The 16131-nt window shown below is 73.4% G+C and carries 10 protein-coding genes and 1 pseudogene; 2 read left to right on the top strand and 9 right to left on the bottom strand.

Annotation, left to right across the window (positions count from 1 at the left end):
• Positions 1–234: 234 nt before the first annotated feature.
• The gene (locus tag HNR25_RS14975; RefSeq protein WP_184635998.1) at positions 235–1815 is read right to left on the bottom strand and encodes a succinic semialdehyde dehydrogenase; all 1581 of its coding nucleotides are present in this window, start codon (positions 1813–1815) and stop codon (positions 235–237) included.
• Positions 1816–2154: 339 nt separating this feature from the next.
• On the opposite strand from HNR25_RS14975, the gene HNR25_RS14970 reads away from it, so the two are divergent.
• Positions 2155–2916, top strand: a complete 762-nt coding sequence (locus tag HNR25_RS14970) for an SDR family NAD(P)-dependent oxidoreductase (RefSeq protein WP_184635996.1) — start codon at positions 2155–2157, stop codon at positions 2914–2916.
• A 416-nt stretch (positions 2917–3332) separates the two neighbouring features.
• Here the strand turns inward: HNR25_RS14970 and HNR25_RS26850 are convergent, their stop codons facing one another.
• Positions 3333–4325, bottom strand: a complete 993-nt coding sequence (locus HNR25_RS26850) for an AraC family transcriptional regulator (RefSeq protein ID WP_184635994.1) — start codon at positions 4323–4325, stop codon at positions 3333–3335.
• 169 nt (positions 4326–4494) lie between these two features.
• Between HNR25_RS26850 and HNR25_RS14960 the strand changes: the two genes are divergently transcribed.
• The gene (locus tag HNR25_RS14960) at positions 4495–4923 is read left to right on the top strand and encodes a pyridoxamine 5'-phosphate oxidase family protein (protein WP_184635992.1); all 429 of its coding nucleotides are present in this window, start codon (positions 4495–4497) and stop codon (positions 4921–4923) included.
• A 56-nt stretch (positions 4924–4979) separates the two neighbouring features.
• Here HNR25_RS14960 and HNR25_RS14955 read toward each other — a convergent pair.
• The 7 genes and pseudogenes from HNR25_RS14955 to HNR25_RS14925 form a co-directional block, all read right to left on the bottom strand.
• Positions 4980–7516, bottom strand: a pseudogene (locus HNR25_RS14955) (polynucleotide kinase-phosphatase).
• 98 nt (positions 7517–7614) lie between these two features.
• The gene (locus HNR25_RS14950; protein ID WP_184635990.1) at positions 7615–9219 is read right to left on the bottom strand and encodes a 3' terminal RNA ribose 2'-O-methyltransferase Hen1; all 1605 of its coding nucleotides are present in this window, start codon (positions 9217–9219) and stop codon (positions 7615–7617) included.
• Positions 9220–9446: 227 nt separating this feature from the next.
• Entirely contained in the window at positions 9447–11174 is a 1728-nt protein-coding gene (locus tag HNR25_RS14945) for a glycerol-3-phosphate dehydrogenase/oxidase (RefSeq protein ID WP_184635988.1), read from the bottom strand.
• Between the two features lie 187 nt (positions 11175–11361).
• On the bottom strand, positions 11362–12243 hold the full coding sequence (locus HNR25_RS14940; RefSeq protein ID WP_376767545.1) for a lytic transglycosylase domain-containing protein: 882 nt from the start codon (positions 12241–12243) through the stop codon (positions 11362–11364).
• 192 nt (positions 12244–12435) lie between these two features.
• Positions 12436–13539 (bottom strand): GuaB3 family IMP dehydrogenase-related protein, encoded by a 1104-nt coding sequence (locus HNR25_RS14935; protein ID WP_184639333.1) that lies wholly within the window; start codon positions 13537–13539, stop codon positions 12436–12438.
• 154 nt (positions 13540–13693) lie between these two features.
• Complete coding sequence (guaB, locus tag HNR25_RS14930) at positions 13694–15187, bottom strand: IMP dehydrogenase (protein ID WP_017542286.1); 1494 nt, start codon at positions 15185–15187, stop codon at positions 13694–13696.
• A gap of 243 nt (positions 15188–15430) precedes the next feature.
• Positions 15431–16054, bottom strand: a complete 624-nt coding sequence (locus HNR25_RS14925) for a sigma-70 family RNA polymerase sigma factor (RefSeq protein ID WP_026128856.1) — start codon at positions 16052–16054, stop codon at positions 15431–15433.
• Between the last annotated feature and the right edge of the window lie 77 nt (positions 16055–16131).

The raw sequence follows: 16131 nt of genomic DNA, 5'->3' as shown, positions 1-16131 counted from the left end.
CGTCGCCGGTTCGAGGGCAGGGGGAGGCGGACGGCGGCCACGTGAAGCGCAGGTTACGCCCAGGAGGCGTGCGGCGCAGGAATTTCCCGCCTTTTGCGCGAGAGGGACGGAGTGTGGAATTTCACTGGCCGCCCGCTGCGGGCGCGCGGCGCCACCGGACCTTGGTTCGCGCAGGTCACAGCGGCGAACCGGGGTCCGGGTGCCGCGCGGCACTCCTCCCGCCGGGCGAGCGGTTCAGCGGATGCGGAAGCGCTTCATCAGCCGCGCGCTGGTCGTCATCACCGACGACAGGGTCTGGGCGTTCATACCCGGGGTTCCGCCCAGTCCGACGAAGTGCTGGCTGGCCACGGTCTGGGACTCGGTGAAGCGCAGCAGTCCTTCGGCTCCGTGCCGGCGGCCCACGCCCGAGCGCTTCATCCCGCCCATGGGTGCGCCGTAACTGGCCCATGCGGCGCCGTAGCCCTCGTTGACGTTGACGGTTCCGGCCTCGATGCGCTCGGCGAGGCGGCGGCCGCGCGCGGTGTCGCGGGTCCACACGCTGGCGTTGAGACCGTAGTCGGTGGCGTTGGCGGCCGCGACGGCCTCGTCCTCGTCGGAGAAGCGGTAGAGGGACACGACGGGGCCGAAGGTCTCGGAGGAGCAGGCGTCCATGGTGGGGGCGACGCCGGACATGACCGTGGGCTCGTAGAACATCGGCCCGATGTCGTCGCGGACGCGCCCGCCGGCGAGGATCTCGGCGCCCTTGCCGCGGGCGTCGTCGACGTGGGCGGCGACCCGGTCGAGCTGCTTGCGGTAGGTGAGCGAGCCCATGTCGGCGGTGTAGTCGAAGTCGGCGTTGAGTTCCATGCCGCGCACCGCGTCGGCGAAGCGCTCGGCGAACCGGTCGTAGACCGCGTCGTGGACGTAGAGGCGCTCCATCGCGATGCAGAGCTGGCCGGCGTTGCTGAAGCTCGCCCGCTGGACGCCCTCCACGGTCCAGTCGATGTCGGCGTCGGAGCAGACGATGGCCGGGTTCTTGCCGCCGAGCTCGGCGGAGAATCCGATGAGGCGGCCCGCGGCGCGCTGGGCGATCTCGGCGCCCACCTGCGAAGACCCGGTGAAGGAGACGTAGTCGGCGTTGTCGACGAGGGGATCGCCGATCTCCTCGGGCCTGCCGGCGACGGGGATCCACAGGTCCTCGGGCAGACCGGCCTCGACGGCGAGGTCGATGGCCCACAAGGCGGTCAGCGCCGTCTGGGTGTCGGGTTTGGCGACCACGGCGTTTCCGGCCAGCAGCGCGGGGACGGCGTCGGCGACCGGGAGTGCGATGGGGTAGTTCCACGGGGTGATGACACTGACGGTGCCCGTGGGCGCGCGGCGGTGGTACGTGCGTGTGGCACCGGGCACGGCGCCGGGGGCGCGCTGCGGCCGCAGGAGGCGGGGCGCCTGCCGGGCGTAGTGCAGTGAGCCGGCGGCGGCGTCGTAGACCTCTTCGAAGGCGTGCCGACGGGCCTTGCCGGTCTCCCACTGGATGATGTCGAGGATCTCGCGCTGGCGGTCGAGGACCAGGTCGTGGAAGCGCACGAACGGTTCGGCGCGCTCACGGGGGGACAGGGCCGCCCAGGACCGCTGCGCAGCGCGGGCGCGCTCGAAAGCCGCGGCGACGTCGGCGGCCGAGGACTCCGGGATCTCGGCCAGAGGCGCTCCGGTGAAGGGCGCTGCGGTGGTCGTGGTGGTGCCCGACGCGGCGGCCACGCGGCGGGTGAGGCGGGGGGCGGTCTCCTGTAGCCCCGCCGGCGACGCGGAGCTATGGGAGGCACTCGTAGCGGTGTCCATGACCGGGATCGTAATCCACGTCACATGATATTACTACCCACCGGTAACTACGGCTCCGGCGGTCGCGTATCCCGCTCCGGGAACGGCCCTCGCCGGCGGCCGCCGGGCCCTGCGGGCGCGGCGCCGGACGGTGGCGGCGGACGCACACGGGCGGCAGCGGACCACGGCACTGCCGGAGCCGGCCGGGGTCCACGACCGGGGCCCGATGTTGACATCCCTCTACCCGCCGGTAAACGATGGCCGCCGTACGCGCCCGCGAGTGCGGCTTCCGTGGAGAAGGGGACCCACCATGGCGACGGCCACACGCCCGACGGCCTTCGGCGACCGAATCCGCACCGTATGAGCCCCGATCCGAATCGCGCGGTCCTGGTCACCGGGGCCTCGGGCGGCATCGGCCGGGCGATCGCCCGGCGCTTCGCGGCGGCCGGCGACCGGGTCGCGGTGCACTACGCGTCGCGCAAGACCGACGCCGAGGCCACCCTGGCCGCCCTTGAAGGCAGCGGGCACGTGCTCGTCCAGGGCGACATCGCCGACCCCGCGACGGCCGAGTCCGTCGTCGCTCAGGCCGTGACGGGACTCGGCGCGCTCGACGTGCTCGTGAACAACTCCGCCGCGATCACCCCGCACCCGCTGCCGGAGACCTCCTATGCCGACTGGCAGGCGGCCTGGCAGCGCATCATCGGCGTGAACGTGATCGGCGCCGCCAACCTGAGCCACTGCGCGGCTCGGCACATGATCGAACGCGGCGCGGCCGGGCGGATCGTCAACATCGGTTCGCGCGGGGCCTACCGCGGCGAACCCGACATGCCGGCCTACGGCGCGAGCAAGGCGGCCCTGCACTCGCTGGGCCAGTCGCTGGCGGTGTCGCTGGCCCCCTACGGCATCGGCGTCGCCTCGGTCGCACCCGGATTCACCGCGACCCCGCGGGTCGAGGCGCGCTTGGCGACCGACGAAGGCGACACGCTCCGCGGCCAGAGCCCGTTCGGCCGGGTCGGCACGGCCGACGAGATCGCCTCGGCCGTCGCCTACCTGGCATCGCCGGAGGCGGTATGGGCCTCGGGCGCGGTCCTGGACGTCAACGGCGCCTCCCACCTGCGGTAGGGCGGCGCGACGCCGGCGGAAACGGTCACCGGACGCGAAGGGAGGGCCGACACCATGGCGGATCCCGTCCGCAGCGGCCGGCAGCGGTGCCCCGGGCGCCTCCCGGAGAGATTCCGGCCGCCCACCGTCCTGCTTTCTCCTGCGCATCCGCTCTCTCCGAGGCGCACGGGCCGCGGAAGAACCGCGGACGTCTGCTATATCGGCGCGTATCCGGGTAGTCCTCCCCCAGGACCGAAACACCCCGCCCCGAACCGGAGGGCCCGCGGTACACCGGCCCGCCCGGCACCGGGTCGGCGCCGCGCCCCGCACCATCCCCGAACGCGCCGGGGACCGGCCTCGTCCCGTCCGCGAGACCGTTCCCCGGCGCCCCTTTCCGGCGGGTCCGCACCGAGCGGCCGGGTCGCGGCCCTCCCTGATCAGGCGTTCGGCCCGGCAGGGACGGTGCGGGCCGGAACAGCCCCGCTCGGCTCCCCAGCGAGGGCGGCCGCGGAGCGCCGGAACGCGGTCGGATTGGCGCCCCGGACCCGTTTGAAGGCAGCACTGAACCCGAACGGGTCGGAGTAGCCGACCGTGCGGGCGATGTCAGCGATGGTCGCGGACTCCCGCTCGACCAGCAGGTCTGCCGCGAGCGTCATGCGCCAGCGGGTGAGGTAGGTCAGCGGCGGTTCGCCGACCAGGTCCGTGAACCGCTTGGCCAGTGTCGAACGCGAAACCCCGGTGCGCTCGGCCAGCGCTCTGACCGTCCACGGTGCCGCCGGTTCGGCGTGCAGCAGGCGCAGTGCGCCGCCGACCACCGGGTCCCGCTGGGCGGACCACCAGGCCGGGGGCTCGCCGCCCGGCCGGTCGAACCATTCGCGCAGCGTACAGACCAGCATCCAATCCAGCAGGCGGTCGAGCACCACCTGCTGGCCCGGCGTATCGACGGCGACCTCGGACGCGAGGTGGTCCAGCACGGCGTCGGCCGTGCCCCCGCCGTTCGCGCGCAGCACGACGGGCAGCGCGTCCAGCAGTCGGCGGCTGATCTCACCGCGAACGGGATAGGCGCCGACGATCAGAGTCGTCGCGCCGTGTCCGCCGCCGTGGCGGTCGTTCCAGCCGCGCCGGTGCCGGGTCCCGCCCTGCTCGGGCGCCGCGCAGTGCTCGCCGCAGGCGACCGGTTCCGCCCGGGTGCCGACCTCGTCGACGAAGGTGAACGTCGCGGGTCCGCGCACGACGACCGTCTCGCGGGCGCGAAGCGGCTCGGGCGGGCGGTGCTCCGGCACGATCCAGCCCGACCCGGTGAGGACGGTGCTCAGCGTCAGCGGCGCGCCGTCCACGAAGTGCAGGGCCCAGGGCGCGGACAGGGTCGAACTGGCGAACAACGAGCCGTTGGCCCGGACCCCGCGGATCAGGTCGCTGAATACGTCCACCCGGCAAGGGTAGACGACCGGGACGAACACGCAGGCGATCCGGTTTCTCACCTATGGGCGTATCCGGCCCCGGACGTGTTGAATCGTCGGACATGATCGGCGGTACCGCCGCCGGTCCCGGCGCGACGACCGCTGAAGCGCTGCCGCCCCGCCTGTCGAAAGGACTGTGATGAGCACCGACACCGAATCGCTGACCGACCGGGACATCGACTTCCTCCGGCGCCCTCTGCACGGGTTCCTGTCCGTGGCCGGCGGGCCGCTCCCGCCGCAGCCCCGGCCGGTGTGGTTCGAGGCGGCCGACGCGGGCACGATCCAGCTGTTCACGGAGTCGGAGTCGCCCAAGGTGCGGCGCCTGCACCGCGACCCGCGCGCCTCGCTCATCGTCGCCGCCCCGGTGGGGGAACGCGAGCGCTGGGTGTCGGTCGCCGGACGCGTCACGATGGAAACCGACGGGGCACAGGATCTGTGCGCCCGCCTGGCCCCGCACTACTGGGACCTGCAGGACCCGGACCGCGCCGACGACCTCGCCGGGGTGCTGGCCACAGACCTGGTCCGATTCGTCATCCACCCGCAGACCGTGCGCCGCTACACGATGTGACGCCGACGGCGAGCCGTCCGCGCGGGCTGCCGCAGCGGCGCCGCGCGGACGGGCTCCTACAGCCGCGGATCCACCGACTCGGACTCCAGGGCCAGGACGCCGAAGACCGGCTGGTGGACGCGCCACAGCGGCTCTGCGGCGGCGTGGCGGGACAGGGCCTCCAGGCCGAGCTTGTGCTCCTTGAGCGCCATGCGGGCCTTGCGGCGCACGCTGCGGTCGCGCAGAGTCGCCAGGCGCTCGGGGATCAGGTAGTCCGGCCCGTAGACGATCCGCAGGTATTCCGGACCGCGCACCTTGAGGCCGGGCTGGACCGGACCGCGCGTACCGGCGGCCCGCGGGCCCTGGGCCGGCTTGACGACCATGCCCTCACCGCCGGCCGACACCAGCTCGTGCCACCAGGCCGAGGCCGCGGATACGGCGTCGGGATCGGCGGTGTCGAGGGTGCGGTAGCGCGTAGCCGCCACCATCGGGCAGTGCTCGGCCAGGGTCCGGGCGACGTCCATGTGCCAGGAGTGGTCCTCGCCGGAGAACTCCCGGCCCTCCGCCGCCAGCACCGCGAAGGCGGCGTAGTGCAGCCCGGCCGCGCCCTCGGTGGGAGCCACATGGTTGCGGTAGACCGCGCTGAACGCCTCGATGTCGCGGCCCCGCCGCCCGGTGCGATCGGCGAGGCCGCCCACGTCCAACCCGCGTTCGGCCGCCGCTGCCAACGCCCGCTGCGCCTCCGGAAGCGCGGCCCGAGCCGCCGCGCCCACCGACGCGTACTCCTCGCGGATGAGGCCCGCGGCCTTGGCCGACCAGGGCAGCATCTCGCCGTCGAGGGCGATCCAGTCGCTCCCGAAGCGCTCCCACAGACCGGCCGCGGTGATCCCCGCCCGCAGCTGAGCCAGCACCTCGGCCTCCACCCGGGCGTCGGGGAAGAACGCACGCCCGGTGCGGGTGAACACGGCGCCTTCGCCGCCCGGAACGAAGCGCCGGTCGGCCGCGGCGGAGTCGCGGCACACCACCGCGATCGCACGCGATCCCATGTGCTTCTCCTGGCAGACGACGCGGCCCACGCCCTGGTCCAGGTAGAAGGAGAACGCCTCGTCGGGGCGCTCCAGCACGGCCGGATCCGCGGAGGTCGGGGCGGGCGCCATGGTCGGCGGCAGGTACAGCAGCCACCGCGGATCCACGGCGAACCGGCTCATGGCTTCCAGCGCGGACAGCGCGTTGTCACGGGGCACGGTCACCCGCCCGGAGCCGGTATCGACGTGGCCGACGGTGCCGTCGGGCAGCACGTCGCCGACACCGACCAGGGCGGCGCCGCCGTCGGTCGGCGCGCCGGCCCCGTGCGCCGCCGCCGGGAACGGCCGCTCGGGCTCGTAATGGGTGCGCTGCGCCGGGACCGCGGTCAGCTCGCGCTCGGGGTAGCGCAGCGCCGTGAGCCTCCCGCCGAACACGCAGCCGGTGTCCAGGCAGATCGTGTTGTTGATCCACTCCGGCTCGGGCGTGGGCACGTGCCCGTAGACCACCGCCGCCGAGCCCCGGTACTCGCGGGCCCACGGGTAGCGGACCGGCAGCCCGAACTCGTCGGTCTCGCCGGTCGTCTCGCCGTAGAGCGCGAAGGACCGCACCCGGCCCGACGCCCGCCCGTGGTACTCCTCCTTCAGCCCGGCGTGGGCGACGACGAGCCGGCCCTCGTCCAGCATGTAGTGGCTGAGCAGGCTGTCGCAGAAGGCCCGGGCGCCGCTGCGGAAGCCCTCCGGCTCCGCGTCGAGCTGCTCCAGGGTCTCGGCCAGGCCGTGGCGCGCCTGGACCTTGCGGCCCTTGAGCGCGCGCACCAGCTTGTCCTCGTGGTTGCCGGAAACGCACAGCGCGTCGCCGGTCTCGGCCATGCCCATCACCAGGTGCAGCACGCCGGGGCTGTCCGGCCCCGGTCGACGAGGTCGCCGACGAACACGGCGGTGCGGCCGCCGGGGTGGTGCGCGCCCACGGCGCGGCCCGACTCGTCGCGCGCGAGGACGTAGCCCAGCTGCGACAGCAGCTCCTCCAGTTCGGCACGGCATCCGTGCACGTCGCCGATGATGTCGAAGGGGCCGGTGAGGTCCCGCTTGTCGCTCCAGCCGCGCTCCATCTCGACCCTCGCCGCCTCCGCATCGGCCGGGCCGTCGAGCGCGTACACCCGGCGGAAGCCCTCCTTGCCCAGCTTGTTGAGGCCGCGCTTCAGCTCGCGGCGCTGCCGGTGCAGCACGTGCGAACCGAAGTCGCGGTCGGTGCGCGCGGCGTTGCGTTCGCGGGCGAGGGCCTCGGGCACGTCGAGCACGATCGCGGTGGCCAGCACGTCGTGCTTCTTGGCGATGCGCACCAGCTCCGCCCGGGCGCGCTGCTGCACGTTGGTGGCGTCGACGACGGTGAGCAGGCCGCGGCGAAGCCGGGTGGCGACGATGTGGTGCAGCAGCTCGAACGCGTCCGCGGTGGCGCTCTGGTCGTTCTCGTCGTCGCTGACCAGCCCGCGGCAGACGTCGGAGGAGACCACCTGGGTGGGGAGGAAGTTCCGGCGGGCGAAGGTGGACTTGCCCGAACCGGAGATGCCGACGAGCACGACCAGGCCCATGTCGGGGACGGGCAGCACGCGGTCGTCGGAGCGGATGCCGGAGCCCGGGTCGGCGCCGGTGTCGGCGGATCCGGGGGTGTCGGCGGGGTCGAAGGCGCTCACTTCGCGAACACTCCCATCTGGGTCGACGCCCCGCAGTCGGGCGTCTCGGGGCCGACGGGCAGGTGGCGCACCCGGTAGCCGTAGGTGTCGGCGACACCGTCGGCCCAGGCGCGGAACTCGGCGCGGGTCCACTCGAAGCGGTGGTCGGTGTGGCGGAACGCGCCCTCGGGCAGCGACGCGTAGCGGGCGTTGTACTCGGCGTTGGGGGTGGTGACCACGACGGTGCCCGGCGCTGCGCGGCCGAACACGGCCTCGGCGGCGGCGGGAAGCCGGCCCGGGTCGATGTGCTCGACGACCTCCATCAGCACCGCGGCGTCGTAGCCGCGGAACCGCGGGTCGCCGTAGACGACCGAGGCCGCGAACAGCGTCAGCCGCCGCTGCTCGTGCTCGGGCACGCGGTCCAGGCCCAGCCGCCGGCCGGCGTGCTGGAGGGTGGCGGCGGAGACGTCGGCACCGGCGAGGACGGTGAATCCGGGGTCCTCCAGCAGCCGCGACAGCAGCTTTCCGGCCCCGCAGCCGAGGTCGAGCACCGAGCGGACGCCCTCGGCCCGCAGGACCGAGTGCACCGCCTCGGCCCGCAGGACCGAGTGCACCGCCTCGGCCCGCTGCACGGCCAGGGACGGCGCCTGCTCGCGCGGCTGCGCGGCGGCGGCACCGGCGTCCGTGCCGTCGGCGTCGGCGGCACCGGTGGCGGCGGTGACGCCGGTGACGCCGATCGCGGCCGGCTCCGCGGAGGCGGCCGGAGCCGGTTCGGCCCGCGGCGGGTCGAGCTGCGGCGGCTCCTCCTCGTCGGGTTCGGTCGCCACGGCCGCCGCCTCCGCGGGGCCGGCGGAGTCCGCGGGATCGGCGGCCGCGAGGTCGTCCAGCTCGCCCAGGCGCGTGATCGCGGTGCGCACCAGCCGGTCGCTCCGCGCGAGGTAGCGCCGGGTGATCCAGGCGCGCTCGGGGTGGCCGGGCAGCCACCCTTCGGCCGTGCGCAGCAGCTTGTCGATCTCGTCCCGGCCGACCCAGTAGTGCTTGGTCCCGTCCAGCACCGGCAGCAGCACATACAGGTGGCTCAGCGCGTCACACAGCCGGAGCCGACCGGTGAGGGTGAGCCCGATGTAGCGGGAGTCGCCCCAGTCGGGCAGGGCCGGATCGAGCGGGACGGGCCGGGCGTCGACCTCCCAGCCCAGCGGCTCGAACAGGCGGCGCGCTCGGTCCTGCCCGCCGCGGCACGGCACGGCGGGCAGGTGCAGGGTCAGCGGCAGCGGCTCGGCGGCGAGTTCGGGGCGCGCCTTGCACGTTCCCCGCAGCGCGGTGCGGAAGACGTCGCCCAGCGCGACCGCGAACAGCGACGAGGCCGCGTAGGGCCGGTCGTTGACGTACTGCGCCAGCGAGAAGCCCGCGGACCCCGACCCGGGTCCGCGGGTGCGCAGCAGCGCCTGCGGGTCCACCTCCAGCAGCAGCGCTGCGGTGCAGCGCTCGGCGGCGGACTCGGGGTAGAAGACGTGGGCCGTGCCGTAGGACTGGGTGAACCCTTGGACCCGGTCAGGATGCTTGTGCAGCAGGAAACCGAGGTCGGTCGCGGGCTCGCGGGTGGTGGTGATCGTCAGCAGCACGGGACCAAGTGTGGGCCACGCCGGGGTCGGGATTCGAGGCGGTTTCGCCTCCCTGTGGACAGCCGCGCGCCCCTACGCGTTCTCCGCCGCCGGTGGCGCCCTGGCCGCAGGGCCGAAAACGAGCGCGGGGCTTCAACCGTTTTCCAGCACTGTGCCGGTAAAAACCTCGCGCTCGGCGGGACCGGGGCTCCACCCGCCCGACCGGCGAGCGCACGGGCAGCCGCCTCCTACCCCACTCCCTCGCCGAGCGCCGCCGCGGGGACGATCTCGGGGGCGCCGTGCTGCATGGCGTCGGCCTCGACGTCGTTGTCCTGCTCCTGGGCGGCGCGCTCGGCCTCGATGCGCTTGCGGTAGTAGGCGACCTCGCGCTGGACGTGCTCCTCGCTCCAACCCAGCTGCCCGCCCATCAGCCGCGCCGCCTCCTCCGACACCGCGATGCCGCGGTCCCAGGTCTCGATGGAGATCCGGGTGCGCCGCGCCAGCACGTCGTTGAGGTGGCGGGCTCCCTCGTAGGCGGCGGCGTAGACGACCTCGGCGCGCAGGTAGTCGTCGGCGCCGGTCAGCGGTTCCTTGAGGTCGGGCCGCTCCTCCATCATCTCCAGGATCTCGTCGATCATGGTGCCGTAGCGGCGCAGCAGGTGGGTGATCCGCGAACGGTGCAGCCCCGAGTCGTTCGCCAGTTTGCGGCGCTGGTTCCACATGGCCGCATACCCCTCCGCTCCGGCGAGCGGCAGCCGGTCGGTCACCGACTCCGGAATGCGGCCGTCGAGCCCGTGGGCCACCGCGTCGACGGCGTCCTTGGCCATGACCCGGTAGGTGGTGTACTTGCCGCCGGCGATCAGCACCAGGCCCGGCACGGGGTGGGCGACCGTGTGCTCGCGGGAGAGCTTGGAGCTCTCGTCGGACTCGCCGGTCAGCAGCGGCCGCAGCCCGGCATAGACGCCCTCGACGTCGTCACGGGTCAGCGGAACCCGCAGGACCGCGTTGACGTGGTCGAGCACGTAGTCGATATCGGTCCTGCTGGCCGCCGGGTGGGCCTTGTCCAGGTCCCAGTCGGTGTCGGTGGTCCCGATGATCCAGTGCCGCCCCCACGGGATGACGAACAGCACGCTCTTCTCCGTGCGCAGGATGAGTCCAGAAGACCCCTGGATGCGGTCGCGCGGCACGACCAGGTGGATCCCCTTGGATGCGCGCACGTGGATCTGGCCGCGCCCGCCGACCATCTCCTGGATATCGTCGGTCCACACGCCCGCCGCGTTGACGACCTGCTTGGCGCGGATGTCGAACCGCTCCCCGGTCTCCAGGTCCTGGGCCTGGGCGCCGGTGACGTGCTCGCCCTCGCGCAGGAATTCCACCGCCTGGACCCGCGACGCCACGTGCGCGCCGTAGGTCGCGGCGGTGCGCAGCACCGTCAGGACATAGCGCGCATCGTCGACCTGGGCGTCCCAGTACTGGACCGCGCCGACCAGCGCGTCGCGGCGCAGCGCCGGGAACACCCGCAGCGCGCTGCCGCGCGTGAGGTGGCGGTGGTGCGGCAGGCCCCGGTCGTTGCCCATGGACAGGGCGAGGGTGTCGTACAGCGTGACGCCGGCGCCGACGTAGGGGCGCTCCCAGTGCTTGGTCAGCGGGTAGAGGAACGGCACCGGCCGCACCAGGTGCGGCGCGAGGCGGTGCAGCATCAGGCCGCGCTCGACCAGGGCCTCGCGCACCAGCTCGAAGTCCAACTGCTCCAGATACCGCAGACCGCCGTGGACGAGCTTGCTGGAGCGGCTGGATGTGCCCGACGCGTAGTCGCGGGCTTCGATCACTCCGACGGTGAGCCCGCGGGCGACGGCGTCCAGCGCGACGCCGGCGCCGACGATGCCTCCGCCGACGACCAGAACGTCCAACTCGGTCCCAGCCATGGCCGCCAATGCCTCGGTCCGCTGATCGGGCCCCATCCGCGATGCAGTCATTTCACGCCTTCCTTGCGACTGGTGCCGTGCCGGGCCGCTCTGCACGCCCCTTCAGTCAGGCTAACCCGCCAGGCCCGGACCAATCCGGTGACGCGCCTCCCACCGGGCGAGTGCGGGCGGACGGCACCGGCTGCCGGCGGCAACGGCCGCCCGGGGCGGGCGGGCGCGGTCGGCGGCGCCGGCGGGCTCAGACGGCGTCGGCGGCGGCCCCGGCGTAGCGGTCGGCGGAGTCGAGGACGTCGTCGCCGTAACTGCGCGACGCGTTATAGGAGAGAATCGCCTCCCACCAGCCGTCGTCGTCGGTGAGGTCGCGGCCGTCGGCGCACAGGTAGCGCGCCGCGGCCAGGGAAGCGTCGTCGATGTCGTGGGGGTCGGCTTCGCCGTCGGAGTCGGCGTCGACGCCCCACTCGTCCCAGGTTTCGGGGATGAACTGCATCGGCCCGACGGCGCGGTCCCACTGTCCGTCGCCGTCGAGCGTGCCGCCGTCGGTGTCGGCGATCCGGGCGGTGCCGTTCGATCCGTCGAGCGGAATGCCGACGATCTCCTCGGTGGTGCGCCCGTCGCCGCCGATCTCGCCGCCGGCGACGGTGCCGTGTCCGGATTCGATCCGCCCGATGCCCGCCAGGGTGGGCCAGGAGATCAGGCAGTCGGGCTGTTCCCGGACGAGGGCGAGCTGGGCGCGAGCGTAGCCCTCCAGCGCCCGGCGCGGCACGCCGGTGGCTTCGGAGACGGAGTCGAGCCACCGGGGGCTGGGGTCGGCGGTCCGCGCGGCGTCGGGCGAGGGACGTTCGTCGGCCGCAGTGGCCCCGTCCCGGTCCGGCGCGGAACCGGTGGAGGAGGGGACCGTTTCGATGCTGCCGGCGGCGTCGCCGGGACCGGGCGGGAGCTCGGGCACCCGGTGAGGCTGGAGCGTGCCGGCGATGCCCGCAACCGCCGCGGCCACCCCGAGTGTGGAGGCCACCGCCACTGTGGCGGTGGCGCCCCGCTTCCAGCGGGCGGAGGCACGGGGGGCGGCGGGCGAGGCGGAGGGGGCCTCGGTACCGGTGACGGGGGGACCGCTCACGGACACCTCACTCACGTTTCGGACACGATCAGCCGGCGGGAGGGTGTCCGGCTGGGCACACGCGGCGCCAACGTGATAGTTGAACCCATTCGCCGCTTCCGCGTCAACTGTCTGCGGGGCGGCATCGGCGGCACCGCGCGCTGCCCGGCGGGCAGCGCGCGGCCGGTGCGGGTACGGGGCGTCGGGAGGCGGGCGCCGTCAGTTCGGGTCGACCACGACCTCGACGCGCTGGAACTCCTTGAGGTCGCTGTAGCCGGCGGTGGCCATGGTGCGGCGCAGCGCTCCCGTGAGATTCATCGAGCCGTCGCTGGTCAGCGAAGGGCCGTGCAGGATCGACTCCAGCGAGCCGATCGTGCCGACCTGCAGCCGCTCGCCGCGCGGCAGTTCGCCGTGGTGGGCCTCGCTGCCCCAGTGGTATCCGTCGCCGGGGGCCTCGGCGGCGCGCGCCAGCGGCGAACCGATCATGACGGCGTCGGACCCGCAGGCCAGCGCCTTGGCGATGTCGCCGCTGCGGGTCATGCCGCCGTCGGCGATGACGTGCACGTAGCGGCCGCCGGACTCGTCGAGGTAGTCGCGCCGCGCCGCGGCGACGTCGCCGATCGCGCTGGCCATGGGGACCGACACGCCCAGCACGGAGCGGGTGGTGTGACCGGAACCGCCGCCGAAGCCCACCAGTACGCCCGCGGCGCCGGTGCGCATCAGGTGCAGGGCGGCGGTGTAGGTAGCGCAGCCGCCCACGACCACGGGCACGTCCAGCTCGTAGATGAACTGCTTGAGGTTGAGCGGTTCGGCCCGGCCCGACACGTGCTCGGCGGAGACCGTGGTGCCGCGGATGACGAACAGGTCGACCCCGGCGTCGATGACGGCCTTGTGGTACTGGGCGGTGTGCTGGGGCGAGAGGCGGGCGGCGGTGACGACGCCCGCCTCGCGGATCTCCTCGATGCGCCGCCCGATCAGCTCTTCCTTGACCGGTTCGGCGTAGATCTCCTGCAGCCGGCGCGTGGCCGCCTCGTCGTCGAGCTCGCGGATCTCCTCCAGCAGCGGCTCGGGGGACTCGTAGCGCGTCCACAGCCCTTCGAGGTCGAGTACGCCGACCGCGCCCTGCCGCCCCATCTCGATGACGGTGCGGGGCGAGGCGATGCTGTCCATCGGACTGCCCATCAGCGGCGTTTCGAAGCGGTAGGCGTCGATCTGCCAGGTGATCGACACTTCCCCGGGGTCACGGGTGCGCCGGGCCGGCACGATCCCGATCTCCTCGAGCTCGTAAGCGCGGCGCCCGTTCTTGCCGAGCCCGATCTCCAGCTGAGCCAACGCTTGGGTCCCCTCTCGCGTGCTTCACCGGCGTTGCCGACCGGCGGATCCTGCGGCGGCGAGTCTATCCGGCGCCGCCGCGGCGGCGCCGGAACACCCGTCGGCGCCGGTCGCAGCGCGGCGTCGACGGGCACGGCCCGCGGTGTCAGCGGCGCCCGTGGTAGTTGGGGGCCTCGACCGTCATCTGGACGTCGTGGGGATGGCTCTCCTTGAGTCCGGCCGGGGTGATCTGCATCAACTGGCCGTGCTCGTGCAGGTCGGCGATCTCGCGTGCGCCCGCGTACCACATGGACTGGCGCAACCCGCCGATGAGCTGGTCGGCGACCGTCTCCAGCGGGCCGCGGTAGGGCACCTGGCCTTCGATGCCCTCGGGGATCAGCTTGTCCTCGGTCGCGACGTCGGCCTGGGAATAGCGGTCCTTGGAGTAGGAGGTCCCGCGCATCGCGCCCAGCGAGCCCATGCCCCGGTAGGTCTTGTACTGCTTGCCGTTGATGAAGACGAGGTCGCCCGGGCTCTCCTCGACACCGGCGAGCAGGCTGCCCAGCATCACCGTGCTCGCGCCGGCGACGATCGCCTTGACGATGTCGCCGGAGAACTGGAGTCCCCCGTCGGCGATGATCGGAACCTGGGCGGGACCGGCGGCCTTGTACGCCTCCATCACCGCCGTGACCTGCGGCGCGCCGACACCGGCCACAACGCGGGTGGTGCAGATGGAGCCGGGTCCCACGCCGACCTTGATCGCGTCGGCTCCGGCGTCGATCAGCGCCTGGGCTCCGGCGCGGGTGGCGATGTTGCCGGCGACGACGTCGGCGGCGGAGTTGGCTTTGAGCTTGGCGACCATCTCGGCGACGCCCGCGGAGTGGCCGTGCGCGGTGTCGACGACGACGAAGTCGGCGCCGGCCTCGACCAGCGCGTGGGCGCGCGCTTCGGAGTCCGCGCCCACGCCCACGGCGGCGCCGACGACCAGGCGGCCGTCGGCGTCCTTGGTGGCGTCGGGGAACTGCTCGCTTTTGATGAAGTCCTTGACGGTGATCAGTCCGCGCAGCCGGCCCTGGGGGTCGGTCAGCGGGAGCTTTTCGACCTTGTTCTCGCGCAGCAGCCGGAACGCGTCGTCGCGGCTGACCCCCACCGGGGCGGTGATCAGCGGCATCGGGGTCATGACCTCGTGGACGGGGCGGCTGCGGTCCAGTTCGAAGCGCATGTCGCGGTTGGTGACCATGCCCACCAGGCGGCCGTCGGTGTCGGTGACGGGAGCGCCGGAGATGCGGTAGTGGGCGCTGAGCGCCTCGACGTCGGCCAGAGTGTCGCCGGGTTTGCAGGTGACCGGGTCGGTGACCATGCCAGCTTCGGAGCGCTTGACCAGGTCGACCTGGTCGGCCTGGGCTTCGACGGAGAGGTTGCGGTGCAGCACGCCGGCGCCGCCCTGGCGCGCCATGGCCACTGCCGTGCGGGCCTCGGTGACCGTGTCCATCGCCGCGGACAGCAGCGGGATGCGCAGTCCGATGGACCGCGAAAGCCGGCTCGCGGTGTCGGCCTCGCCGGGCTGCAGGTCCGAGTAGGACGGGACCAGCAGGACGTCGTCGTAGGTGAGCCCCGGCGGCAGCACCTTGCCGCCGTCCCCCGTGAACAGCTGCGTCATATATCTTCCCAACCACTCGCGCGTGTCGTTTCATCCTAGAACGGCGGCGGCGCGGCGCGGGGCGGTTCGCCTTCGACCGGGGCGGCGGTGGCGAGGCTCACAGCGCGCGCCGGGGCGGCCGCCGGGCCGCCGGTGCACAGGCGCAGCGCGGGCGGCGGGGGATCGCGCGCGGCGCGGCACCGGTATGCGACCGGTCGTCGGACCGCGGCGGTGCAGCGTCGGAAGGTGCGGCGCGCCGCAGGGTCAGATCAGCCGATCGGCTGCGGCGACCTTGCGCAGGCGGGCCAGGGCGCGGTGCTGGGCGACGCGGACGGCGCCGGGGGACATGCCCAGCGCATGCCCCGTCTCGTCGGCGGTGAGCCCGGCGATGACCCGCATCACCAGCAGGCGGCGCTGCTGTTCGGGCAGTTCGTCGAGCAGACCGCGCGCCCGTTCCGCCTCGGCGCTGCGCACGGCGGACTCTTCGGGGCCGGGGCCGTCGTCGGCGCACTCGGGCACGGCGTCGGTGGGGACGTCGGCGCGGGTGGAGCGGCGCAGCGCGTCGGCGACCTTGTGCGAGGCGATCTTGAACACGAAGGCGGCGAAGGGCCGCCCCTTGTCCTCGTAGCGGGGCAGCGCCGCGAGCAGGGCGATGCAGACCTCTTGCGCCACGTCGTCGGAGTAGTGGACGTATCCGGCGACGCGGGAGAGTTTGGCGCGGCAGTAGCGGACCACCATCGGGTGGACCTCGCGGATGAGTGAGTCGACCGCGCCGTCGTCGCCCTGGACGGCGAGCGAGGTCAAGTGGTTCAGTTCCGTCTCGTTCGCTCTGCGCAGGGCCTCGGCTCGGCTCGCGAGCGCGCCCCCCGCTGCGCGTGGATCCGTCACGTCTCGCATCATGCCCCGCCGCGCGGGTTTACACGTCACCAAATGCGGCTACAGAATGATCACATTCGATGAAAATG

It is taken from the genome of Streptomonospora salina, from assembly GCF_014204715.1.
Classification (GTDB): domain Bacteria; phylum Actinomycetota; class Actinomycetes; order Streptosporangiales; family Streptosporangiaceae; genus Streptomonospora; species Streptomonospora salina.
This window is presented reverse-complemented; position numbering and strand designations above follow the sequence as displayed.

What these genes read in the sequence shown, in the direction of transcription:
- HNR25_RS14960 (WP_184635992.1), top strand. Translation starts at nt 4,495, where the DNA reads ATGAGCACCGACACCGAATCGCTGACCGACCGGGACATCGACTTCCTC.
- HNR25_RS14975 (WP_184635998.1), bottom strand. Translation starts at nt 1,815, where the DNA reads ATGGACACCGCTACGAGTGCCTCCCATAGCTCCGCGTCGCCGGCGGGG.
- HNR25_RS14945 (WP_184635988.1), bottom strand. Translation starts at nt 11,174, where the DNA reads ATGACTGCATCGCGGATGGGGCCCGATCAGCGGACCGAGGCATTGGCG.
- HNR25_RS14970 (WP_184635996.1), top strand. Translation starts at nt 2,155, where the DNA reads ATGAGCCCCGATCCGAATCGCGCGGTCCTGGTCACCGGGGCCTCGGGC.
- guaB (WP_017542286.1), bottom strand. Translation starts at nt 15,187, where the DNA reads ATGACGCAGCTGTTCACGGGGGACGGCGGCAAGGTGCTGCCGCCGGGG.